Source organism: Streptomyces spirodelae (genome assembly GCF_017676385.1).
GTDB classification, from domain to species: domain Bacteria; phylum Actinomycetota; class Actinomycetes; order Streptomycetales; family Streptomycetaceae; genus Streptomyces; species Streptomyces spirodelae.
The window spans coordinates 1-21238 of the sequence record NZ_JAFFZN010000018.1; the positions used below are offsets into that span (position 1 = coordinate 1).

General features: G+C 70.2%; 16 protein-coding genes and 2 pseudogenes. 7 read left to right on the forward strand and 11 right to left on the reverse strand.

The genetic code is table 11. From position 1 onward, the window contains the following. A partial coding sequence (locus tag JW592_RS19420) for a Gfo/Idh/MocA family protein (RefSeq protein WP_209266428.1) occupies window positions 1-1405 on the reverse strand: 1405 nt, incomplete at its 3' end. Window positions 1406-1750: 345 nt separating this feature from the next. Here JW592_RS19420 and JW592_RS19425 point away from each other — a divergent pair. After that, entirely contained in the window at window positions 1751-3145 is a 1395-nt protein-coding gene (locus tag JW592_RS19425) for an alpha-amylase (protein WP_209266429.1), read from the forward strand. Window positions 3146-3251: 106 nt separating this feature from the next. Here JW592_RS19425 and JW592_RS19430 read toward each other — a convergent pair whose 3' ends face one another. Both JW592_RS19430 and JW592_RS19435 read right to left on the reverse strand, forming a co-directional pair. Further along, window positions 3252-6221, reverse strand: a complete 2970-nt coding sequence (locus JW592_RS19430) for an FAD-binding and (Fe-S)-binding domain-containing protein (RefSeq protein WP_209266430.1) — start codon at window positions 6219-6221, stop codon at window positions 3252-3254. Between the two features lie 148 nt (window positions 6222-6369). Beyond that, window positions 6370-6816, reverse strand: a complete 447-nt coding sequence (locus JW592_RS19435; protein WP_209266431.1) for a MarR family winged helix-turn-helix transcriptional regulator — start codon at window positions 6814-6816, stop codon at window positions 6370-6372. Window positions 6817-6955: 139 nt separating this feature from the next. On the opposite strand from JW592_RS19435, the gene JW592_RS19440 reads away from it, so the two are divergent. Continuing rightward, window positions 6956-8818 (forward strand): ABC transporter ATP-binding protein, encoded by a 1863-nt coding sequence (locus JW592_RS19440; RefSeq protein ID WP_372446543.1) that lies wholly within the window; start codon window positions 6956-6958, stop codon window positions 8816-8818. Between the two features lie 18 nt (window positions 8819-8836). On the opposite strand, the gene JW592_RS19445 is transcribed toward JW592_RS19440, so the two are convergent. Continuing rightward, window positions 8837-10138, reverse strand: a complete 1302-nt coding sequence (locus tag JW592_RS19445) for an exo-beta-N-acetylmuramidase NamZ family protein (protein ID WP_209266432.1) — start codon at window positions 10136-10138, stop codon at window positions 8837-8839. 240 nt (window positions 10139-10378) lie between these two features. Here JW592_RS19445 and JW592_RS19450 point away from each other — a divergent pair, with 240 nt between their 5' ends. Then, window positions 10379-10888, forward strand: a complete 510-nt coding sequence (locus tag JW592_RS19450) for an O-acetyl-ADP-ribose deacetylase (protein WP_209266433.1) — start codon at window positions 10379-10381, stop codon at window positions 10886-10888. Between the two features lie 55 nt (window positions 10889-10943). Here JW592_RS19450 and JW592_RS19455 read toward each other — a convergent pair whose 3' ends face one another. The 4 genes from JW592_RS19455 to JW592_RS19470 form a co-directional block, all read right to left on the reverse strand. Beyond that, a complete protein-coding gene (locus JW592_RS19455) occupies window positions 10944-12056 on the reverse strand; it encodes a questin oxidase family protein (RefSeq protein WP_209266434.1) in 1113 nt (370 codons plus the stop codon). 130 nt (window positions 12057-12186) lie between these two features. Next, entirely contained in the window at window positions 12187-12993 is an 807-nt protein-coding gene (locus JW592_RS19460; protein ID WP_209266435.1) for an ABC transporter ATP-binding protein, read from the reverse strand. A gap of 77 nt (window positions 12994-13070) precedes the next feature. Beyond that, a complete protein-coding gene (locus JW592_RS19465) occupies window positions 13071-13814 on the reverse strand; it encodes an MBL fold metallo-hydrolase (RefSeq protein ID WP_209266436.1) in 744 nt (247 codons plus the stop codon). Between the two features lie 170 nt (window positions 13815-13984). Beyond that, entirely contained in the window at window positions 13985-14575 is a 591-nt protein-coding gene (locus JW592_RS19470) for a hypothetical protein (RefSeq protein WP_209266437.1), read from the reverse strand. A gap of 189 nt (window positions 14576-14764) precedes the next feature. Here JW592_RS19470 and JW592_RS19475 point away from each other — a divergent pair, with 189 nt between their 5' ends. Next, a complete protein-coding gene (locus JW592_RS19475; RefSeq protein WP_229376425.1) occupies window positions 14765-15880 on the forward strand; it encodes a LysR family transcriptional regulator in 1116 nt (371 codons plus the stop codon). A gap of 81 nt (window positions 15881-15961) precedes the next feature. On the opposite strand, the pseudogene JW592_RS19480 reads toward JW592_RS19475, so the two are convergent. Together JW592_RS19480 and JW592_RS19485 are read right to left on the reverse strand one after the other, a co-directional pair. Next, window positions 15962-16225: pseudogene (locus tag JW592_RS19480) on the reverse strand (LUD domain-containing protein); the annotation flags it as partial. After that, window positions 16226-16370 (reverse strand): annotated as a pseudogene (locus JW592_RS19485) (L-rhamnose isomerase); the annotation flags it as partial. A 246-nt stretch (window positions 16371-16616) separates the two neighbouring features. Between JW592_RS19485 and rhaS the strand changes: the two are divergent. Together rhaS and JW592_RS19495 are read left to right on the forward strand one after the other, a co-directional pair. Then, window positions 16617-17702: a rhamnose ABC transporter substrate-binding protein gene (rhaS, locus tag JW592_RS19490; RefSeq protein ID WP_209266438.1), complete on the forward strand. Its 1086-nt coding sequence runs from the start codon at window positions 16617-16619 to the stop codon at window positions 17700-17702. 139 nt (window positions 17703-17841) lie between these two features. After that, window positions 17842-18861: a LacI family DNA-binding transcriptional regulator gene (locus JW592_RS19495; RefSeq protein WP_209266439.1), complete on the forward strand. Its 1020-nt coding sequence runs from the start codon at window positions 17842-17844 to the stop codon at window positions 18859-18861. A 155-nt stretch (window positions 18862-19016) separates the two neighbouring features. Here JW592_RS19495 and JW592_RS19500 read toward each other — a convergent pair whose 3' ends face one another. After that, on the reverse strand, window positions 19017-20183 hold the full coding sequence (locus tag JW592_RS19500; RefSeq protein ID WP_209266440.1) for an NAD(P)-binding domain-containing protein: 1167 nt from the start codon (window positions 20181-20183) through the stop codon (window positions 19017-19019). A gap of 99 nt (window positions 20184-20282) precedes the next feature. Here JW592_RS19500 and JW592_RS19505 point away from each other — a divergent pair, with 99 nt between their 5' ends. After that, complete coding sequence (locus JW592_RS19505) at window positions 20283-20705, forward strand: secondary thiamine-phosphate synthase enzyme YjbQ (protein WP_209266441.1); 423 nt, start codon at window positions 20283-20285, stop codon at window positions 20703-20705. Window positions 20706-21238: the final 533 nt, after the last annotated feature.

Sequence of the window (21238 nt, forward strand, 5' to 3'; positions counted from 1 at the left end):
GCTTCTCCGAGTCGACGCCCGGCCGCTTCTTCCGCCACAGGCCGCGGGTGAAGTCGGGGATCTCCTGCGGTGTGCCCTTGGCCTTGATCGAGGCGTGGCTGAGCGGCACAGGTGAGGTCCATGTGGCGGCGTCGTAGACGTCGAAGTCGGGCACGAGTCCCAGACGCATGCACTGCACCAGCCGGAACAGCATGATGTAGTCCATACCGCCGTGTCCGCCGGGCGGATCGGCGTGTTCCTTCCACAGCCAGTGGTCGTGGCTCTTGTACTTGTCGAAGTCGCCCCACTGGTCCCCGGACATGTCCGGCTCCAGGTAGATCCGCGGCGGGTAGTCCTCGAAGACGCCTTTGGTTCCGCCGAGGATGTTGAGGCGGGAGTAGGGGTGCGGATTGGAGACATCATGCTCCAGACGGACAACTCTGCCCTTGGCCGTCTGGACGAGGCTGATCGACATATCGCTTTCGATGTATGTCTCCTTCCAGCTCTCGTGGCCGGGCGGCATGTGCTCCTCACGGTAGGCGGCCAGGCCGAGCGCCGGTGAACCGAAGGTGGCGATGCGGACCGCGCGGTCGCCGCGGTTGATGTCCATGTAGTTGGCGGCCGGGCCGAATCCGTGATTCGGGTAGAGGTCACCCTTCAGCCGGGTGTGCCACTTCCGGCGCCAAGGCCCCTCGTAGTAGTCCGGATCGAACATCAGCCCGCGCAGGTCGTGAAGGTAGGCGCCCGCACTGTGCAGCAGGTCGCCGAAGAGCCCCTCGTGCGCCATCCGCAGCACGCGCATCTCGTTCCGCCCGTAGACGCAGTTCTCCAACTGCATACAGTGCTTGCGGGTCTGCTCGGAGAGGTCGACCAGTTCCCACAACTGATCCAACTCCATGGCGATGGGGCACTCGACGCCGACATGTTTTCCGCCCTTCATCGCGGCTTTGGCCATCTCGAAGTGCCAGTCCCACGGGGTGGCGACGTATACGAAGTCGAGATCACCGCGTCTGCACAGCTTCTCGAAGTCGTGGTCGCCCTTGGCGTAGAGGGCGGGCGCAGGCTGCCCGGCGTCGGTGACCTTCTTCGCGGCGCGTTCGGTCTTCTCCCGAACCGGATCGCACAGCGCGACAACGCGCACGCCCTCCAGCGCGAGGAACAGGTCGATCATGCTGCCGCCGCGTTGCCCCAGCCCGATCATGCCCACCCGGACGGTGCCGCGCTCCTCGAAGGGCACGCCGATCATCGTTCTGCCGCGGCGAGGTGGCGTCTTCGCGATGGCCCCGCTCTCCTGTGCTGCCGAGGCGGCACCGGGCTGTGCCGCCTCGGCTCCTGGGCCGCCCAGTGCGCCGATGCCCAGCCCGGCGCCCGCGACGCCGGCGGTCCGCAGGACCGAACGGCGGCTGAATCCTTGGTCGTCACTCATCGGGTCTCCCGCAGCTCTGTGCACGCCGGCTCGCAGCTCTGTGTGCACGTCGGATGGGTGAACTCGGCTCAGGACCTTCGTGGTTGAGACCTGTGGTGCGCAAGAGCGCGGACTTGGACTCTCGTTGCCCGTGGATGGACTTCCGTTCTCGCAAAGACTTGCTGCAACTCACTGGAAATTTTTGCGGCACCTCTTGACGGCGCCTCCGCGCGGCGGCAGGCTCCCGGCCGTAACCCCCATGAAGGTGCCGTATCCGGCGGCGCGTTCCCTCTCCCCCCACGGTGGCCCAGGCGCCTGGCTGCCTTCCCGGGCACTCCTGTGCCCGCACACCGAAGGAGCCGCACGATGAAGAAGCGACTGCTCAGCGCCAGTACGGCGGCAACGCTGGCGGCAAGCGGCCTGATCGCGGCGACGCCCTGGCACGCCCAGGCGGCCCCGCCCGGCGAAAAGAGCGTCACCGCAACGCTGTTCGAGCGACCGTTCACCTCGGTCGCGAAGGAGTGCACGAACACTCTTGGTCCGGCTGGATACGGCTACGTCGAGGTCTCGCCCGCCACCGAGCACATCCAGGGCGACCAGTGGTGGACGTCGTACCAGCCGGTCAGTTACAAGATCGCCAGTCGGCTCGGTGGTCGCGACGAGTTCGCGAAGATGGTCGAAACCTGTGAGGCGGCAGGTGTCAAGGTGATCGCCGACGCGGTCATCAACCACATGACCTCCGGCTCCGGCACCGGTACCGGGGGCACCCGGTACACCAAGTACGGCTATCCGGGCCTCTTCGAGGACGCCGACTTCCACGGCTGCCGCAAGGACATCACCGACTACACCAACCGCGACAACGTCCAGAACTGCGAACTCCTCGGCCTGGCCGACCTGGACACCGGCAGCGAGAAAGTGCGCGGCGCCATCGCCGGCTACCTCGACGACCTGCGCTCGCTCGGAGTGGCGGGCTTCCGTATCGACGCGGCCAAGCACATGGCCGCCGCCGATGTGGCGGCCATCAAGGCGAAGATGACCCAGGACCCCGGCTTCTGGGTCAGCGAGGTCATCCACGGCGACGGCGAGGCCGTGCAGCCCGGGGAGTACACCGGCATCGGCGACGTGGACGAGTTCCGCTACGGCCGCCGGCTCAAGAGCGCTTTCCAGAGCGGCGATCTCGGCTCACTTCGGACCATCGGCGACGGCATGCTGGGCAGCGGCGCAGCCCGTACGTTCGTCGACAACTGGGACACCGAACGCAACGGTTCCACTCTCACCTACAAGGACGGTGCGGCCTACACGCTCGCCAACGTCTTCAAACTGGCCCATCCCTACGGTTCACCGAACATCTTCTCCGGCTACACCTTCAGCGAGCCCGACGCCGGGCCGCCCAGCGGTGCCGAGGGATGGACCAACACCCATGCGAGGCCCGAGATCACCGGCATGGTCGGCTTCCGCAACGCGGTCGGTACGGCGGAGCTGACGAACTGGTGGTCCGAGGGACAGGCTCTCGCCTTCGGCCGCGGTGACAAGGGTTTCGTGGCCCTGAACAACGGCGACGGCGAGCTGAACAGGACCTTCCAGACCTCACTGGCCCCCGGTGCGTACTGCAACGTCGCCGCCGCGCAGGGCGGCTGCGCGCAGAAGGTCACCGTCGATGCCGACGGGAGGGCGCGGATGACGGTCCCCGCGCGCGGGGCAGTCGCCCTGCACGTGAACGCGACGGCGAAGACGACAGGCACGGCACACGGGAGGCGGTGACGCGCACGGGGCGGGCCGCTCCCGGCGGCCCGCCCACCGGTCACCGCAGACCGCCCGCCCCCGAGGCATCGCGGACGTGGTCGTGGGGGCCCGTCGGCCTGGCGGGCTACCGCGGCCGGGTGGCCGATTCCAGCTCCTGTAGCACCGAGTGGTAGCTCCGGTTGCCGGTCGCATGGTCGAGACCGATCTCGCACGTCCGGTTGGCTGACAGATAGGTGTCGTAGGAGCGTGCCGTCACCTCCGCCGCCTCACGGGCCGTCGCCGAGGCGGTGAGTTCCTGGTGCAGCAGCCCGCGGTCGCCCGCGAAGGCGCAACAGCCCGCGTCCAGCGGCACCACGACCTCTGCGGCGCACGCCTCGGCCACCTCGCGCAGTTCCGCTTCGTCCCCCAGATGACGCATGGAGCACGTCGGGTGGAGCACGGCCGAGCCGACACGTCGCTCGACCGTGAGGTGGGGCAGCAGCTCCCGGGCAGCCCATACGAGCGAGTCGAGGACGGTCAGCCCGTCGTGGAGTTTGCGATTGGCCTGTGTCAGGTAGGGCACCACCTCTTCCGCGATGCCCAGAGTGCAGGAGGAGGCGTCCACGACGAGGGGGAGTTCGCCGCCGCCCGTCCACCGCCACGCCGCCTCGACCATGCGGTTGGCCATCAGGGTGTTGCCCGCCTCGTACCCCTTGGAGTGCCAGATCGTCGCACAGCAGGTACCGGTGACATCCTCCGGGATCCACACCGGGCGGCCGGCCCGGGCTGAGACGGTGACCATGGCCTCCGGCAGTGACAGCCCCGCGTAATCGTCCGGGTCGCCGAAGATGCGGTTCACACACGCCGGGTAGTAGACGGCGACGGCCTGCTGTCTGCTCGTCGCCGGGAGCCGCTTGGCGGCGGGTGCGGGAATCTCCGGCAGCCACTCGGGCACCAGGTCAGGACGGATCGCTCTACGGGCAGCGCCGGTGGCCGCGCCCAGCAGCCGGTCCCCGAGGTCGCCACGGCGTCCCCTGAGCCGTCGGCGGAGCTGGTCCGCAGCGGCCACGGCGAGCCTTGCCGAACGTTCCACCTGTGCGAAGTGCCGTGCGGTGCGCTCCGCGTTGCGCTCCTCGCGGGGCGAGTGCCGGGCGTGCCGGAGCTTCTTCATCAGTGCGCCTGTGTCGATGCCGACGGGGCAGTCCAGCTTGCAGGTGGAGTCGCCCGCGCAGGTGTCCACGGCGTCGTAGCCGTAGCTGGCCAGCAGATTCTCGCCCACGAGTGAGCCGGGGGGCTGGCGTGTCATCTCGCGGCGCAGCACGATCCGCTGGCGCGGAGTGGTGGTCAGGTCCTCGCTCGGGCAGGTCGGCTCGCAAAAGCCGCACTCGATGCACGGGTCGGCGAGCGCTTCGACGGCCGGGATCGACTTCAGGCCGCGCAAGTGCGCCCGCGGGTCCCGGTCCAGCAGCACCCCTGGGGCCAGCACTCCGGTCGGGTCCAGCAGACGCTTGACGCGCCACATCAGCTCCGTGGCCTTGCTGCCCCACTCGAGCTCCAGGAAGGGCGCAATATTGCGCCCGGTGGCGTGCTCGGCCTTGAGGGACCCGTCGAAGCGCTGGACGGCCATCTGGCAGAACTCGTCCATGAAGGCCGCGTAGCGCTGTACGTCGCCCGGGTCGGCGGCGTCGAAGGCCAGCAGGAAGTGCAGGTTGCCGTGTGCCGCATGGCCCGCGACAGCTGCGTCGAAGCCGTGCCGCTCCTGGAGCTCCAGCAGGGCCTCGCACGCCTCGGCGAGCCGGGAGGGCGGTACGGCGAAGTCCTCGGTGATCAGCGTGGTGCCGGAGGGGCGGGAGCCGCCGACCGCGGTGACGAACGCCTTGCGGGCCTTCCAGTAGGAGGCGATCGTGGCGGGGTCGCGGGTCAGCTGGTTCGTGACCGAGGCAACGGGTGCCACCAGCTCCAGTTCGGCCAGCAGTTCGCATGCGGCCTGCTCACGCTCCGCGCGCGTGGCGTCGTCGGGGGAGCGGAACTCCACCAGCAGCGCCGTGGTTTCCTTCGGGAGCTGTGCCCAGTCCTGGGGTACTCCGGAGACGCTGACCGAGGCCCGCAGCGTGTTGCCGTCCATCAGCTCGACGGACATCGCACCGGCCTCGTTGAAACGTGGTACGGCGGCGGCCGCGGCTGACAGGGAGGGGAAGAAGAACAGCCCGGTGGAGGTGTGCCGGTGCAGCGGAAGGGTGTCGAAGACGAACTCGGCGAGGAAGCCGAGAGTGCCCTGGGAGCCCACCATCAGCCCGCGCAGGATCTCGACCGGGGTCGTGCCGTCCAGGAAGGCGTCCAGGCGGTAGCCGTTGGTGTTCTTCAACTCGTGCTTGGCCCGGATGCGGGCCACCAGCTCTCGGTCGGCCTCGATCTCCGCCTTGAGGGCCAGCAGCCCGGCACACAGCTCCGGTTCGGCGTGGGCCAGTTTCTCGTCCGCCTCGGGGTCGGCCGTGTCCACGACCGTGCCGCTGGGCAGCACGCAGGTGAGGGAGGCCACAGTGCGGTAGGAGTTCCGGGTGGTGCCTGCTGTCATCCCGGAGGCGTTGTTGGCGACCACTCCGCCGACCGTGCAGGCGATGGCGCTGGCCGGATCGGGGCCGAGCAGCCGCCCGTGTGCCGCGAGCGCGGCATTGGCACGGAAGACGGTGGTCCCCGGCCGGATCCGGGCCTGCCGACCCTGTGCCAGCACGTCGACGCCCGCCCAGTGCCGCCTGACGTCCACCAGGATGTCCTCACCCTGGGCCTGTCCGTTCAGCGACGTTCCCGCGGCGCGGAAGACGACGTCCCTGCCGTTCGCTCTGGCGTATCCGAGCACGGCTGCCACATCGGCCACGTCCTCGGCCAGTACCACGACTTGCGGGATGAAGCGGTACGGGCTCGCGTCGGAGGCGTAGCGCACCAGGTCGGAGACTTTGGTGAGCACCTTCTCGGCGCCCAGCAGCCGCTCCAGGTCACCGCGCAGCGGCTGCGGGGTTCCCTGCGCCCGCGCCTCGGGAACCCGGTCTGCGGCCGGGGAGTGGTCCTCGCCGGTCCGCGGACGCAGCGCGCCGGCCTTGGGTTCGAGCAGCGGCATGGCATCTCCAGGGGCGCCAGGGGGCACGGACGGGCGGGGAGGGAGTGCGGGTGTTTGTGGGCCACATGCTAGTTCGGCCCACCGACACCGGCCCCGAGGGTCGTCCTGGCCGGGTAATGCTCAGCCGGCGCAGTGGAGCGCCGCCGCCTCAGCAGTGGCCCTGGTGCGCGTCGAGCAGTGCCAGCAGTCTGCTGAGCTCCTCGCGCTGCCTCGGCGTCAGAGGTGCGAGGAGTTCTTCCGCCGCGCTCCTGCGGGCCTGCCGCAGCTCGGTGAGGGCCCGGGAGCCGTCCTCGGTCAGCTCGATGCGGATCACCCTGCGGTTCGTGGCGTCCGGGGTGCGCCGTACCAGCCCGCGTTCCTCCAGCGCGTCCACCAGGCTGGTGACCTGCCTGGGCACCACGCCGAGCCGGGTGGCGAGGTCCGCCATCCGGGGCGGCCGGGGGCTGTGCGCGACCGTACGCAGCATCCTGCCCTGTGCGGGCGTGACCCCGAGCGGTGCGAAGTTCTCCCGGTGCGCGTGATTGATCCGCTTGGTGAGGCGCAGTAGCTGGTCGGCGAGGTCGGAGGCGGTCTCGTCGGAGGGTGGGTGGACCATGCCGGCAGGCTATCAGGGGTTAATTCATTGTGAGTATAGGTAACGATGAACTATGCTCCGTAATCCGAACCGAAGCCTGCAACGATCCGAGCCGACCTGAGCCGCAGGTCTGCGCCGCAGAGCAACCCCGAGGAGTCTCTTGCATCGTGAAAGCCCCGGCTGGACGCCGCCGAAGGAACCGCTGAGCGCGGAGCGGTCAACCGGACAGCCCGCTGAGCAGCCCGCGCAGGTGCGCCGCATCGTGCGTCTCTTCCGCCCCTACCGCGGCCGTCTGGCCCTGGTCGGACTCCTGGTGGCCGCCTCCTCCCTGGTCTCGGTGGCCTCGCCGTTCCTGCTGCGCGAGATCCTGGACGTCGCCATCCCGCAGCAGCGCACCGGACTGCTGTCGCTGCTCGCCCTCGGCATGATCGTCACCGCCGTGGTGACCAGCGTCTTCGGCGTCCTCCAGACGCTCATCAGCACCACGGTCGGGCAGCGGGTCATGCACGATCTGCGCACCGCGGTCTACGCCAAGCTCCAGCGGATGCCGCTCGCCTTCTTCACCCGCACCCGGACCGGCGAGGTCCAGTCCCGCATCGCCAATGACATCGGCGGTATGCAGGCAACCGTCACCTCCACCGCCACCTCGCTGGTCTCCAATCTCACCAGTGTGGTGGCCACGATCGTCGCCATGCTCGCGCTGGACTGGCGGCTCACCCTCGCCTCGCTGGCGCTGCTGCCCTTCTTCGTGTGGGTGAGCCGCCGGGTGGGCCGGGAGCGCAAGCGCATCACCACACAGCGGCAGAAGCAGATGGCCGCCATGTCCGCCATCGTCACCGAGTCCCTGTCGGTCAGCGGCATCCTGCTCGGCCGCACCATGGGCCGGGCCGACTCGCTCACCCGGAACTTCGCGGACGAGTCCGAGCGACTGGTCGACCTGGAGATCCGCTCCAACATGGCCGGACGCTGGCGCATGGCCACCATCGGCATCGTCATGTCCGCCATCCCGGCGCTGCTCTACTGGACGGCGGGCATGCTGACCCACTTCGGCGGCCCGGCCTTCTCCATCGGCACGCTCGTCGCCTTCGTCACCCTCCAGCAGGGACTGCTGCGCCCCACCGTCTCGCTGCTCAGCACCGGTGTGGAGATGCAGACCTCACTGGCGCTTTTCCAGCGCATCTTCGAATACCTCGACCTGCCGGTGACCATCACCGAGCCGGCCCGCCCGGCGCAGCTGCCGAAGGTGCGCGGTGAGGTCCGCTTCGAGAGCGTCGACTTCACCTACGACACCCGCCCGCCGGGCAGCCCGGCGCACGACACCGGGTACACCCTGCGCGGCATCGACCTGACCGTCCCGGCGGGCAGCAGCCTCGCCGTGGTGGGAGCGACCGGCTCCGGCAAGAGCACCCTCAGCTATCTGGTGCCCCGCCTCTACGACGTGACAGGCGGCCGCGTCACCCTCGACGGTGTCGATGTGCGGGACCTCGACTTCGCGACGCTCAGCACGGCCGTCGGCGTCGTCTCCCAGGAGACCTACCTCTTCCACGCGACCGTCGCCGACAACCTCCGCTTCGCCAAGCCGGACGCCACGGAAGAGGAACTGCGCGAGGCAGCGCGGGCGGCCCAGATCCACGACCACATCGCCGCGCTCCCGGACGGCTACGACACGCTGGTCGGCGAGCGGGGCTACCGCTTCTCCGGTGGCGAGAAGCAGCGTCTCGCGCTGGCGCGCACCATCCTGCGCGACCCGCCCGTACTGATCCTGGACGAGGCCACCAGCGCCCTCGACACCCGCACCGAACGCGCCGTCCAGGAGGCCATCGACGCGCTGTCCCAAGGGCGCACCACGCTCACCATCGCGCACCGCCTCTCCACCATCCGGGACGCAGATCAGATCGTCGTACTGGACGGTGGCCGGATCGCCGAACGGGGTACCCATACCGAACTCCTGGCCGCCGACGGCAGATACGCGGCTCTGGTACGGCGCGACAGTGAGACGGCGGACGTGCCGGTCGGCGGCTGATCTGGTCGACTCCCTGGCTCACCGGTAGAGGAGATACTGGCGCCGCACCCGTTCGAAGTGGCGCACCTCCGAGCGCCACGCGTCGGTGATCTCCTCCAGGCCGTGCCCCGCGTCCAGCATCTCCCGTAGCCGTGAGGAGCCCGACAGCTTGTCGATCCAGTACGGCCGCTCGGGATCGGCGTCCTTGCGCCAGGCGAAGCCGTCATACCGCATCGCCTCGCGCAGCATGGCCACCGCCGTGGGCACGGCCTGGTAACGAACGGGGTCGGTCACCAGCAGCTGTACGCCAGCGCAGGTCCTGCCCTGATGCTTGCTGAAGGTGGGCACGAAATAGCCCTCCCGGAAGCGCACTCCCGGCAGCCGCAGTGCGTTGAGCCGGTCGCTGTAGTGGTGGTCCAGGAACGGTGCGCCGATGAACTGGAACGGCAGTGTGGTGCCACGCCCCTCCGACAGGTTCGTCCCCTCGAAGTACCCGGTGCCCGCATACGCGGTCGCCGTGTCGGGGGTGGGAACGTTCGGGGACGGCGGCACCCAGACCAGTCCCGTCTGGTGCGCCGTCGTACGGGGCGACCAGCCGCGCACCCGTACGACCTCCAGCTCCACCTGTCCGCCGTCGCCCTCGTCGGGCAGCAGTTCTCCGTTGAAGTAGCGGGCCAGCTCACCCACCGTCATACCGTGCTGCTGGATGATGGGCTTCAGCCCGACCCCGGAGGCGAACTCGCGGGTCAGCAGCGGGCCGTCCGCTCTGCGGCCGATCGGGTTCGGCCGGTCCAGGACGACGAAGGCCGCGCCGATCTCCCGCGCCGCGACCATGGCGTGGTACATGGTCCAGATGTACGTGTAGAAGCGGACCCCGACGTCCTGGATGTCGAAGACGACGGTGTCCACGCCGGCCTTGCGGAAGAGGGCGGCCATCTTCGCCCCGTCCGCACCGTACGCGTCATAGACCGTCAGACCGGTACGCGGGTCCTCGAATTCCGGCTCGGACTCACCCGCCTGCGCGCTGCCCCGGAAGCCGTGTTCCGGTCCGAAGACTCCCACGATTCGCAGCTCGCGCTGGGCCGCCATCGAATCCACCACGTGGCGCGCGTCCCGCAGCACACCTGTCGGGTTGCTGACGACCCCGACCTTCCGGCCCCGCAGCACGCGCCAGTCTCCCGTCGCCGCGACATCAGCGCCCGGGGTCACGGGGCGTGCGCCGCTCCGGCCGACGGTCTGTCCGGACGGTGCCGCCGCAGCGGAGGGGGAGAACAGCGGGGTGGCGACAGCGGCGGCCGTGCCACCGGCCAGTAGCGAACGGCGCGAGGGTGCAGCGGTCATGTGGGACCGTCCTTCCGGCGTCCAGGGACAGCAGGCGGTGGGGCAAGCTAATACGACCGCACGAGCCTCGACCAGAGGGCGCGCAGCAGTGGGCGCTCGTCCAAGGGCGCGTCCCCGCGCTGGACCACGCGGCGGAACGGTGGAACGACGAATGACGAACGGCAAAACAGCGTGACCACCGACGGGATCGCCCGCGGCAACCGGTGTGCGTGTCGTCCCCCGGCACGTCAGGATGGGGCCATGTCCACGAACATCACCCTGGTGCAAGGCGACATCACCGAACAGGACGTCGACGCCGTGGTCAACGCCGCCAACTCCTCGCTGATGGGCGGCGGAGGTGTGGACGGTGCCATTCACCGCAAGGGCGGCCCGGACATCGTCGCCGAGTGCCGCAAGCTGCGCGCCGAGCGCTACGGGCGCGGCCTGCCCACCGGACAAGCCGTCGCCACCACAGCGGGACGGCTGACGGCACGCTGGGTCATCCATACGGTGGGCCCGGTCTTCAGCCAGGAGGAGGACCGCTCGGAATTGCTGGCCTCCTGCCATCGTGAGTCGCTGCGGGTTGCGCGCGAGCTCGGGGCCCGTACGGTAGCGTTCCCCGCCATCTCCACGGGCGTCTATCGCTGGCCGCTCGACGATGCGGCACGCATCGCGGTGCGGACACTGCGGGAAGAGAGCGAGGGTTTCGCCGAGCTGCGCCTCGTCCTGTTCGACCAGCGCTCCTACGACGTCTTCCACGCCGCTGTCTGAACGCCGCTCAGGCCGGTTCGGGCTCGGCTCGATCCGCGTTCGGGCAGGCTCGGGCTCAGACCGGCTCGATCAGCTCCGTAGCGCGCAGCATCGCCGCTGTGACGAGCGGGTCACCGCCGTCCGTGCGGGCGACGACATCCAGCGCAGTGTCGGCGAACTTGATGGCGTGCTCGTCACCGTGCGCTGCCGCACGGGCGAAGGCCGCCTGCGGGGCAACCGGCGAGCTGGAGGGGGTCGGTCCGCCTTCAGCGGGGCTGTAGACGGCCGTGACGGCCGCGCTCGCGGCCCATGCGGCGTCCGCTCCGGCGGCCCACAGTGTGCGGGGGAGCGCGGGCAGGATGCGCAGCACAGCGTTGGGCGCGGTCGCGGCGTGCACCAGCATGACGGGTGAGCCGTGTGCGTGGGTGGCGTACCTCCGGGTGGCCGCACGCACGATCTCCTCCAGGTCGGCACGCGCTTCGTCGGGATCGGTACCGCCCGAACCGGCCTCCTGCGCTGTCGTACGTGCGGCCGGGACCGGCCGCTGCGGCAGGGCGGTGATACGGGCGAGTCGTGCGCGGATTCCGCCGCTCTGATCGGCGATCAGCGGCACCGCGTCGTAGCCCGCCTCGGCGGTCGCTTCCGCGGGCAGCAGCGTCACACCCGGCAGAGTGCTGTGCCGGGCCGCCCAGTACCCCAGCGCGTGCGCCAGTTCGGTACGGCGCGGTGTCGTCAGGCCGCCCTGTGTGAGCAGGGCCCGGACGGCGTGACCTGTCCGGATCACCGGGTGGGTGGCGCCTGCGGAGATTCCTGGCAGCAGCCGGGGCCACCACAGGGCGAGCACGTCCTGCCAGGGGTGCTCGTCGATCTGGTGGGTGAAGTGGTCGATCCAGTCGGCGAGCCGCCGGGGGTCGCCCAGCGCTTCGCGCCAGTTGGCCTCGGTGACGGGCGAGTCGGGGCTGGGCATGTCCTCCAGCTTGTCCCGGTAGGCGTCGATCCAGCGGTGCACGGAGCGGGCCTCCCCGTGCCGTACCAGGGCCTCCACGGCCATCGGCGCGTGATTGCTGAGCCAGCCCTCGTGCTCGGGCCCGCAGGCGTGCAGGCGCTCCAGTGCCTCGTCCAGTGTTCCGGTGCTGTCGGCTGTCCCGGCGCTGTCGGCGCGGCGGGCGCCCTGAGTGTCTGAGCCCATGCCGGGACGCTAAAGGGCACTGGGCCGGCCGATATCGGACGCGGGTCCGAATCCGCGTACTTCCAAAGACCTAGGCGGCCTCACAGGGCACGCCCGGCGCCTCCCGCGGCCGGCCCGGAGCCTCCCGCGGTCAGGCGCGGTTGCCCGAGCGGGCCAGCCACCGGCCGCCCTGGCGGGTGACCTCGATGGGGCGGCCGAAGCACTGCGTCATCAGTTCACCGGTCAGTACCTCGGAGACCGGGCCACCCGCGGTGATCCTGCCCTCGCGCAGCAGCAGCGCGTGACTGGTGCTCGGAGGCAACTCCTCCAGATGGTGGGTGACCGTCACGGTCGCCAGAGACGGGCGGTCGGCGGCCAGGCGGCGCAGCGCGTCGATCAGGTCCTCACGGGAGGGCAGATCGAGCGCGTTGAACGGCTCGTCCAGCAGCAGCAGCGACGGCGCGGGCATCAGGGCACGGGCGATGAGGATGCGGGCCCGCTGGCCGCCGGAGCAGACACCGAACGGCCGGTCTGCCAGCTCCTTGCACTGCAGTTCCGAGAGCAGTTCGCTCGCCAGCCGGCGGGTCTCCTCGTCGTACTTGCGCCACAGCGGCTGCACGGTGCCGGTCGCACCGGTCAGTACGACCGTGTGCGCGGTGGCCTCCTGCGGCACCCGCTGCGCTGTGGACACATGGCCGATATGGGCGCGCAGTTCGCGTACATCCACCCTGCCGAGCCTGTTGCCCAGCACCTCAACGGCGCCCGTCGTGGGGTGCATGACGGCGCCGAGCAGTTTCAGCAGTGTGGTCTTCCCCGCACCGTTGGACCCCAGGAGGGCCCAGTGCTCGCCGGCCTGTACCGACCAGTCGATCCCGTCGAGGATGAGCTGGTCGGAGGTCGTACGACGGACACCGACCCGCTCGATCGAGGCGACCTGGCGGGGTGCGGGCTGGTTCATCGGGGCCTCCCGTACCTGCTGCGCGGTGGGCGGAGCAACGGAACACCGGGCTCCGCGCCGCTGTGCGGACGCCCAGGTTAGCTGTGGGCTGCAGCGGCCTGCGCGAGTGTCTCGCCGCCGCCGGTGGCCAGCGGCGCGCCGTGTCCAAAGCAGACGGTCTCCACGCTCTCGCGAGCGCTCAGTGCGCACAGCCGCTGGAACGCCGTCATGGTGCGAGCCCTGTCCTGGTTGAAGACACCGGGTGCGGGAGCGTCCTCGATCCACGCGACGGTGTCCCCGGTGAACAGCGTGCGGTGCTCGGGCAGCAGCAGCGCGAGGCTGCCCTGCGTGTGGCCGGGAACGGACAGCACGGTGGCGCCGCCGCCGAACTCCAGCACATCGCCTTCGTCCACCTCCCGGTCCACCCGGCAGGGCGGCGCGGGCGGTACTGCGGGGGCGTCCGCTGTGATGCCGAACGGGGCGTGCACCTGATCGAAGACGGCGCGCTCCCACTCCGGCGCGCCGGCCATGTCCGGCGGCGGCGCCGGCGCCCGGCCCCGGACCACCGGCGCGTCCGCGCGGTGAGCCACCACCTCGGCACCATGGCGGGTGGCCAACTCGGCTGCCGAACCGGTGTGGTCGAGGTGGAAGTGGGTGAGCACGATCCGCCGGAGCGCGGCGGGCTCGGCGCCGCAGTGCCGGATGGCGTCCTCCACCGCGTCGGCGCCGCCGGGCGGGCCGGTGTCGATGAGTGAGATCTCCTCACCGTCCCGCCACAGGTACGCCTGTCCGACAGCGAACGGGATCACATGCAGAAAGGGCCGCACCGGCTGAGGTTCCATGCCCGGACCGTACGCGGTCTCCCGGCCCGGCTGTCAGCGCTTTACGCCGGGCGCGTAGTGGCTGCGCGTTCGGCGAACTCCCGCCCGGCGCCGCCGGGAAGTCGCCGGACTCGCGCGCAGGGTGCGGGCGCGTGCGGGTGTGGACGCGAACGGGGTGCCAATGTGTACGGTCAGCTGCCTCGCAGCGCCTTACCGTAGCGCCCCACAGGTGGCAGCCAGCACAGCACCACTGCGAGCAGCCCGAGGACGATGGCGCCGAGGCTGGTCGCGTACAGCCCGGTCGGGGCGGCGTCGCGCAGGACGAGCATGTGCGGGAAGACGGCCGCCAGCACCGCGAAGACGCTGAGCAGCACGCGCGCCCAGATCGCCCCCGTACGGGCGAAGAGTGCGAACAGCGCCACGGCGACGGCGAGGACCAGGGCGATCGTCGCCCGCGCCGACATGGTGCTCTCCCAGTCGGTGACGATGCCGTCCCACGCGGTGCCGGTGAGCTGTTTGACATCGGCCGCTGTCGTACCGGCGGGCAGGCCGACCGCGGCCGGGTCGCTGTCCACGGCATTGCGCACGTTCTCGTCGGCGAGGTCCTTGCCGCCGACGTAGACCAGTAGTGCGCCGACAGCGCCGGAGAGGGCGGACAGTACGGTGACCGCCAGCATGGCGACCACGAGGCCCGGTCTCCTCACCGGTCCGACGGCCGGGTGGCCAGTGCCCGGAAGGCCGGAGGGCATGCCGGTGTGGGGGGCGGTCTGGGGGTGGCTCACGTGCACCGAACTCCTTGCGGAACTGCAGGGGAAAGAACGAACGGTTCGACCTTTACACGGGAACACCCGGCCGAACCACCGGTTCCGCTAAGGAACCTGGAGAACATCGCGCCTGAACTCGCGGACAAGGCACGGCAGTTAGGCTGCTGTACCCGAAACCGCCCGGACCGAGGAGAGTGACCAGCACATATGCCCCTGCCAGGCACCGCCGACTACCCACCGGGGTTGCTCGACGTCACCATGGACCAACTGCGGACCCTGCTCGCCGTGTACGAGGAGGGCACGGCTCTGGGCGCCGCTCGCCGGCTGGGCCGCGAGCAGTCCAGCATTCAGAAGCAGCTCGACACGATGAACCGCAAGCTGGGCGACCACTGCGGCGAGCCCCTGTTGCGCAAACGCGGACGAGGCGAGCGGGTGCACTTCACCCGCACCGGCGAGGAGCTGGCCCGGCTGGCGCGCGGCACACTCGACGGCTGGCGCGAAGGGCTGGACACCGCCCGCAGACGCCGCGGCCGCAGTCTGCGCGTCGGCTCCACCCGCTACACGCTCGGCTACCTCCTGAACGCGGTGGAACAGGTCAACGACAGGTTCACCCGAGAGGGAGTGGAGCTGACGATGGCGCACGTCCGCAGCGGGGCGGTACTGGAGAAGCTCCGCTCCCATGAACTCGACCTGGTGTGCGGCAGCATCCTCGTCTCGGCGTCCGCGGGGGCCGCCGAGACGACAGCCGCTGTCGGCCACGACGTCGCCCTGGGCGGCTACGAGGTCATGGAATGGCGGCGCGGCGGCTTCTGCCTGGCCACCAACCAGCCGGACGGAGATCTCACGCAGGACGGCAGACCGGACGGTGTGGGAGTGGGTGTGCGGGCGCTGCCGAGGCTGCCGCTCGTGGTGTCCACCGACGGGCTGATTCCCGGTGTGCTGCGCGGATGGTTCGGGCCCGAATACCGCCGCCGGATGCGGATTGCGGCCGAAATCGACTCCGCACACTACGGCTTCGAACTCCTCAGCTCCCGGGTGCTCTACGGCAGCATGCTCGTCACCCAGGGCATCGGGGAGGCGATTACCGAAGGCAGGCTCCCCGAGGCGCAAGGGCTGCGCACTCTGCCGCTGGTGGAGGACATGGGAAGCGAACAACGGGTGCTCGTCGGGGCGTTCCGCCGCCGTGAGCCGGAGAACCGTGACCCGGACCATCCGGTGAGCCTGCTGTGGGAGGAACTGGCCCGTCGGCACGCCCGTATCCGCGCCGAGAAACGGGTATCGGCCGACCGCGAGCCCGTACCGGCGGTCGCGCCCGTCTGCTGACGCCAACCGACCGCCGCCCACTGCCGCCGCCCACTGCCGCCGCCCGCTGCCGGCGCCCGGCAGCGGGTCTCCGGGCGGTGGTCAGGCCGTGGATGGCGGTCGGTCCCCGGGCAGTGGTGGGTGTCCGGCCACCTCACCGGAGACCAGCACCACATCGAGCGTGCGCGGCCCGTGCACGCCCTCCACCCGGTCGAGTTCGATGTCGCTGGTGGCCGACGGGCCGGAGATCCACGTCAGTGGCCGGGCCGGGTCCAGCCGTTCCAGGGCGTGCGGCACCGAGTGGACGACCTGCTCAGGCACCCGCACCACGCAGATGTGGTGGTCCGGGACGAGGGTGATGCGCCGGAGCTTCTCGTGGACCGTACGCGGAACCCCCGGGCTGAGTGAACACCTTGAAGCGGGTACCGGAGTTCCCGTACGCCCACGACGGCGTTTAGATCCGCTGGGCGCGCAGGGCGGATTTCACGCGCGCGAGGTACTGCTCGGGCATACGGCGCGAGTGGGCGCGGGGTTCGGGCAGCTGCCGAGCACCTGGCGTCCGCTGAGCACGTGTGCCTGAAGGCCGTACGGGCTAAAAACGATTCACCACTCGGCGTGGGGAACCTGGAGGTCTTCGCCAAACCCCCTGAAACGGCGGCCGATGAGCGGCCCTGCATGTCATGCCGATCGGCCTCCGCGGCCCCCTCCAACGGCAGCCCCCCACCCTCCCTGAAGGCCAACCCGAAAGGGCAAGCTCATGCGATCCCACAACCGCCACCGCTCACGCCTCCTCGCCGTCACGGCGGCGGCCTGCGCCCTGACCGTCGCGCTCGCGGGCTGTTCGGGTACGACCAAGAGCGACGCGAAAGACGACGCCAAGGACAAGGCGCAGAACGCCAAGGCCGATCCGGACGTGCCGCTGAAGAAGAACCTGGAGATCGCCTTTCTGCCCAAGCAGATCAACAACCCGTACATGACGGTCGTCGACAAGGGAGGCATCAAGGCCGTCAAGGAGTTCGGCGGTGAGGGCAAGGAGGTGGGCCCGTCCGACGCCAAGGCATCCTCCCAGGTCAGCTACCTCAACACGCTCACACAGCAGCGGCAGGACGCCATCCTGCTCGCCGCGAACGACCCCAACGCGGTGTGCGGACCGCTGAAGGCCGCCATGCAGCAGGACATCAAAATCGTCACCTATGACTCGGACGCGGGCAAGGACTGTCGTCACCTGTTCATCAACCAGGCGTCCTCCGAGGACATCGGCCGCGGCCTGGTCAAGGACATGGCCGAACAGCTCGGCTACAGGGGCGACATCGCGATCCTCTCGGCGACCCAGAACGCCACCAACCAGAACACCTGGATAAAAATCATGAAGGACGAGCTGAAGAAGCCCAAGTACAAGGGCATGAAGCTCGTCAAGACCGCCTACGGCGACGACGTCGACCAGAAGTCTTTCCAGGAGACCCAGGGGCTCCTCAAGGCGTACCCGGATCTGAAGGGCATCATCTCGCCCACCACGGTCGGCCTGGCGGCCGCGGCCCGCTACGTCAGCGGCTCCAAGTACCAGGGCGAGGTCACCCTCGGCGGGCTGGGCACGCCCAACCAGATGCGCAAGTACATCAAGGACGGCACGATCGACCAGTTCTCCCTGTGGGACGCCTCCAAGCTCGGCTACCTCGGCGCCTACGCCGCCGCTGCCCTCTCCTCCGGACAGATCACCGGCAAGGAGGGCGAAGACTTCAGGGCGGGCAAGCTCGGGGAGTACACAGTCGGCAAGGACGGCGAAGTCGTCCTCGGCCCGCCCACGGTTTTCACCAGCAAGAACATCGACGACTTCGACTTCTGAGATCCGTCCGGCCTCTGCGAAACTTAAGCCTGCACGACGTCGAACGTCGGTTCAGAAGAGGCCGGGCGGCCGGCAGGGAGGGGCTGAGCAGGGTGCGGCGGAAGCGGGGCGGGCGGCCGGAAGCCACTGGGGCGCACGGGTGAGCCGAACGGTCGGGATCAAGGAGGTCGCCCGCGCGGCCGGAGTCTCCGTCGGCACGGTCTCCAACGTCATCAACCGGCCCGCGATGGTGGCCGAGGAGACCCGTCTGCGCGTGCAGTCCGCCATCGAACGGCTCGGCTATGTGCGCAGCGAGGCCGCCCGCCACCTACGCGCCGGACGCAGCCGCATCATCGCCCTGCTGGTCCTCGACATGGCGAACCCGTTCTTCGTCGACGTCGCAGCGGGCGCTGAACGGGCAGCGCGTGCCGCAGGGCTGGGCGTCATGCTCTGCAACAGCGCACAGAGCCCCAGTGAAGAGGCCGACTATCTCGCCCTCTTCGCCGAACAACGCGTCCGCGGCGTCCTGATCACTCCGACGGAGACGACAGGGGAGAACCTGACCGCCTTCCAGCGACACGGCATCCCGTTCGTCTCCGTCGACCGAGTGGTGCCAAGCGCGGAAGGGTGCTCGGTCTCCGTGGACGACGTCGAGGGCGCCGGGCTCGCCGTACGCCATCTGCTGGAGGGCGGTCACCGCGACATCGTCTACGTCAGCGGTCCCATGCAGCTGAACCAGTGCCGCGACCGGCACACCGGCGCGGTCGAGGTCCTGCGCGCCTCCGGCTCCGGCGCCCAGCTGCGGCACATCGAGGGCTCCCGGATGGACGTGGCGGCCGGCCGCGACGCGGGCGCCCGGCTGCTGGGCATGTCACCGCGCCCCACGGCCGTCTTCTGCGCCAACGACCTGATGGCCCTCGGCGTGCTGCAGGCCCTGTACGGGGCCGGTGTCGCGGTCCCCGAGGAAGTCGCCCTGGTGGGCTACGACGACATCGAGTTCGCCGCTGCCGCGGCCGTCCCCCTCACCTCCGTACGGCAGCCCGCCTACCGTATGGGCCGGGCGGCCGCCGACCTGCTCATCGAGGAGACCGGCGACGACGCTGCCCACCACGCGCACCAGCGCATCGTGCTCCAGCCAGAACTCGTCGTCAGAGCCTCCACACTGCCGTCACGGGGCTGACGGGCGGCTGACGCCGACCTCTGTGCCCCGGGGCCGACGCGTCTGACCTGGACCGAGGCAGGGTCTGACGCAGGCTGAGGCGGGGACTGAGGCGCATCGCCCGCGTGACGGGGACCGGCGCGGCGGACTGAGGGGGACCGACGCGAGGCAGACCGTCACGCGGCGGCGGGAACCGGCGCCGCAGCCCACTCCTCGTCCCTCGCCCGCTCCCGTTCCCGCTCCTCGTCCCCGGCCTGCTCTTCGTCCTCCGTCTGCCGGCCCGAGGCGGCCAGCAGCGCCCGTATGTCGCGGACGGCCGACCTCCCTGCCCGGTTGGCGCCGATCGTGCTGGCAGAGGGCCCGTAGCCGACCAGATGGACCCGTGGGTCGCGGGCCGCTCGCGTACCCTCCAGCCGGATGCCGCCGCCCGACTCGCGCAGTCGCAGCGGCGCCAGATGGCCGGTGACCGGGCGGAAACCGGTGGCCCACACGATGGTGTCCGCCGGTGCCCACCTGCCGTCGGCCCACTCGACACCCTCTTCGGTGAGCCGGGCGAACATCGGGTGCCGCATCAGGACCCCGCTCTCCCTGGCGCGGCGCACCTCCTCGGTCATCGGCAGGCCCGTCACCGACACCACGCTGCGGGGCGGCAGTCCCTCCCGCACCCGCTCCTCGACCAGCGCCACGGCGGCCCGGCCCTCCTCCTGGCCGAAGGGGCCGGTACGGAAGAGCGGCGGCCGCCGCGTCACCCACAGCGTCTCCCGTGCGACCTCGGCGATCTCCATGAGGTGCTGCACCGCCGAGGTCCCGCCCCCGACGACGACCACCCGCTTTCCCACGAAGGCGTCCGACCTGGGGCCCGGGTACTGCGCCGTATGGAGCTGCTGACCGCGGAAGGTCTCCTGGCCCGGCACCCGGGGCCAGAACGGCCGGTCCCAGGTGCCCGTCGCGTTGATCACGGCCTGAGCCGTCCAGTCACCCTCCGAGGTCCGCACCAGCAGCCGGCCGCCCCAGCCGGCTTCCCGCACCTCACGCACATGCACGGGCCGCCGCACCCGCAGGCCGAAGGCGCGCTCGTAGGCGGCGAAGTACTCCCCGATCACCTCCGCCGAAGGGCGCTCCGGATCGGCCCCGGTCAGCTCCATACCGGGCAGCGCGTGCATCCCGTGGGCACGGCCGTACGTCAGCGTGGGCCACCGGAACTGCCACGCACCGCCCGGAGCGGGTGAATGATCCAGCACCACGAAGTCCACACCGGGCTCGAACCCGGACCGCCGCAGGTGATACGCGCTGGAGAGCCCCGCCTGCCCGGCGCCGACGACCACGACCGCCACATTGTTCATGCCCGTACCAACCGTCCGGAGCCCGGGAACCTTCCCGTCCGGCCGTTCGCCGGCACTTCCTGCCGGTGATCGCGGGATGTTCTTTGAGAGGATCGCCCCATGGCTGAGCGTTTCACCACACGCGAGATCGACGTCAGGACCGGCTCACGTGAGACGGTCCACGACGTCACCCGGGAGTGCGCCTCCTTCCTGCGGGACGTCGCCCAGGGCCGGGACGGCCTGCTGAACGTCTTCGCACCCCACGCAACCATGGGGGTGGCCCTCCTGGAGACCGGAGCGGGAAGCGACGAGGACCTGCTGTCCGCCCTCCAAGACCTCCTCCCGGCGGACGACCGCTGGCGCCACAAACACGGCAGCCCCGGCCACGGCCGCGACCACGTGCTCCCCGCCCTGGTACCACCACACGCCACCCTGCCCGTGATCGGCGGAGAACTGGCCCTGGGCACCTGGCAGTCCGTCTGCCTGGTGGACACCAACGGCGACAACCCGCAGCGGAGGGTCCGGTTGAGCTTCCTGGGGTGAGCCTGGGCTGACCAGGATCGCCCTGGGTGTGGCCGACATTCCGTACCCGGCCGGGTTCGAGATCGGTACGGCAGCAGCCACTCGGGCGGGCTTGCCCGAGGCGACAGAGGGTAGGAACTCGTGTGCGGTCCTTCGCGCGCAGATGAGTGCTCCGGTGCAGAAGGAGGCCCGTTACCTCCTGCGGCGCCGTCGGCTGCGGAGAGTACTGCGATGACGCTGCCGCGGGTCTGGTGGGCGGCGTCCGCGCCCAGGGGCGCGGAGGTCGTCACGGGCCTTCGATCAGGATGTGGATCTGCTCGCCGACGGTCTGCGGATCGGGCGGCCACACCCTGCTGGAAGAGGCTCATGGAGGGGCAGATGTCCGACCGACGGAAGGCTGGAGCCGTCATCAACGCGGTCATCGCCGGCAGGCGATGACCGACCTGATCGGTCGGTCCTACGCCTTGTACACATGATCCACGCCAACGCCCCCGTGGCCGAGGTCATCGCACGAGGGGACCCGGGGCGAGTGCGATGGCGGAGATCTGATGTGC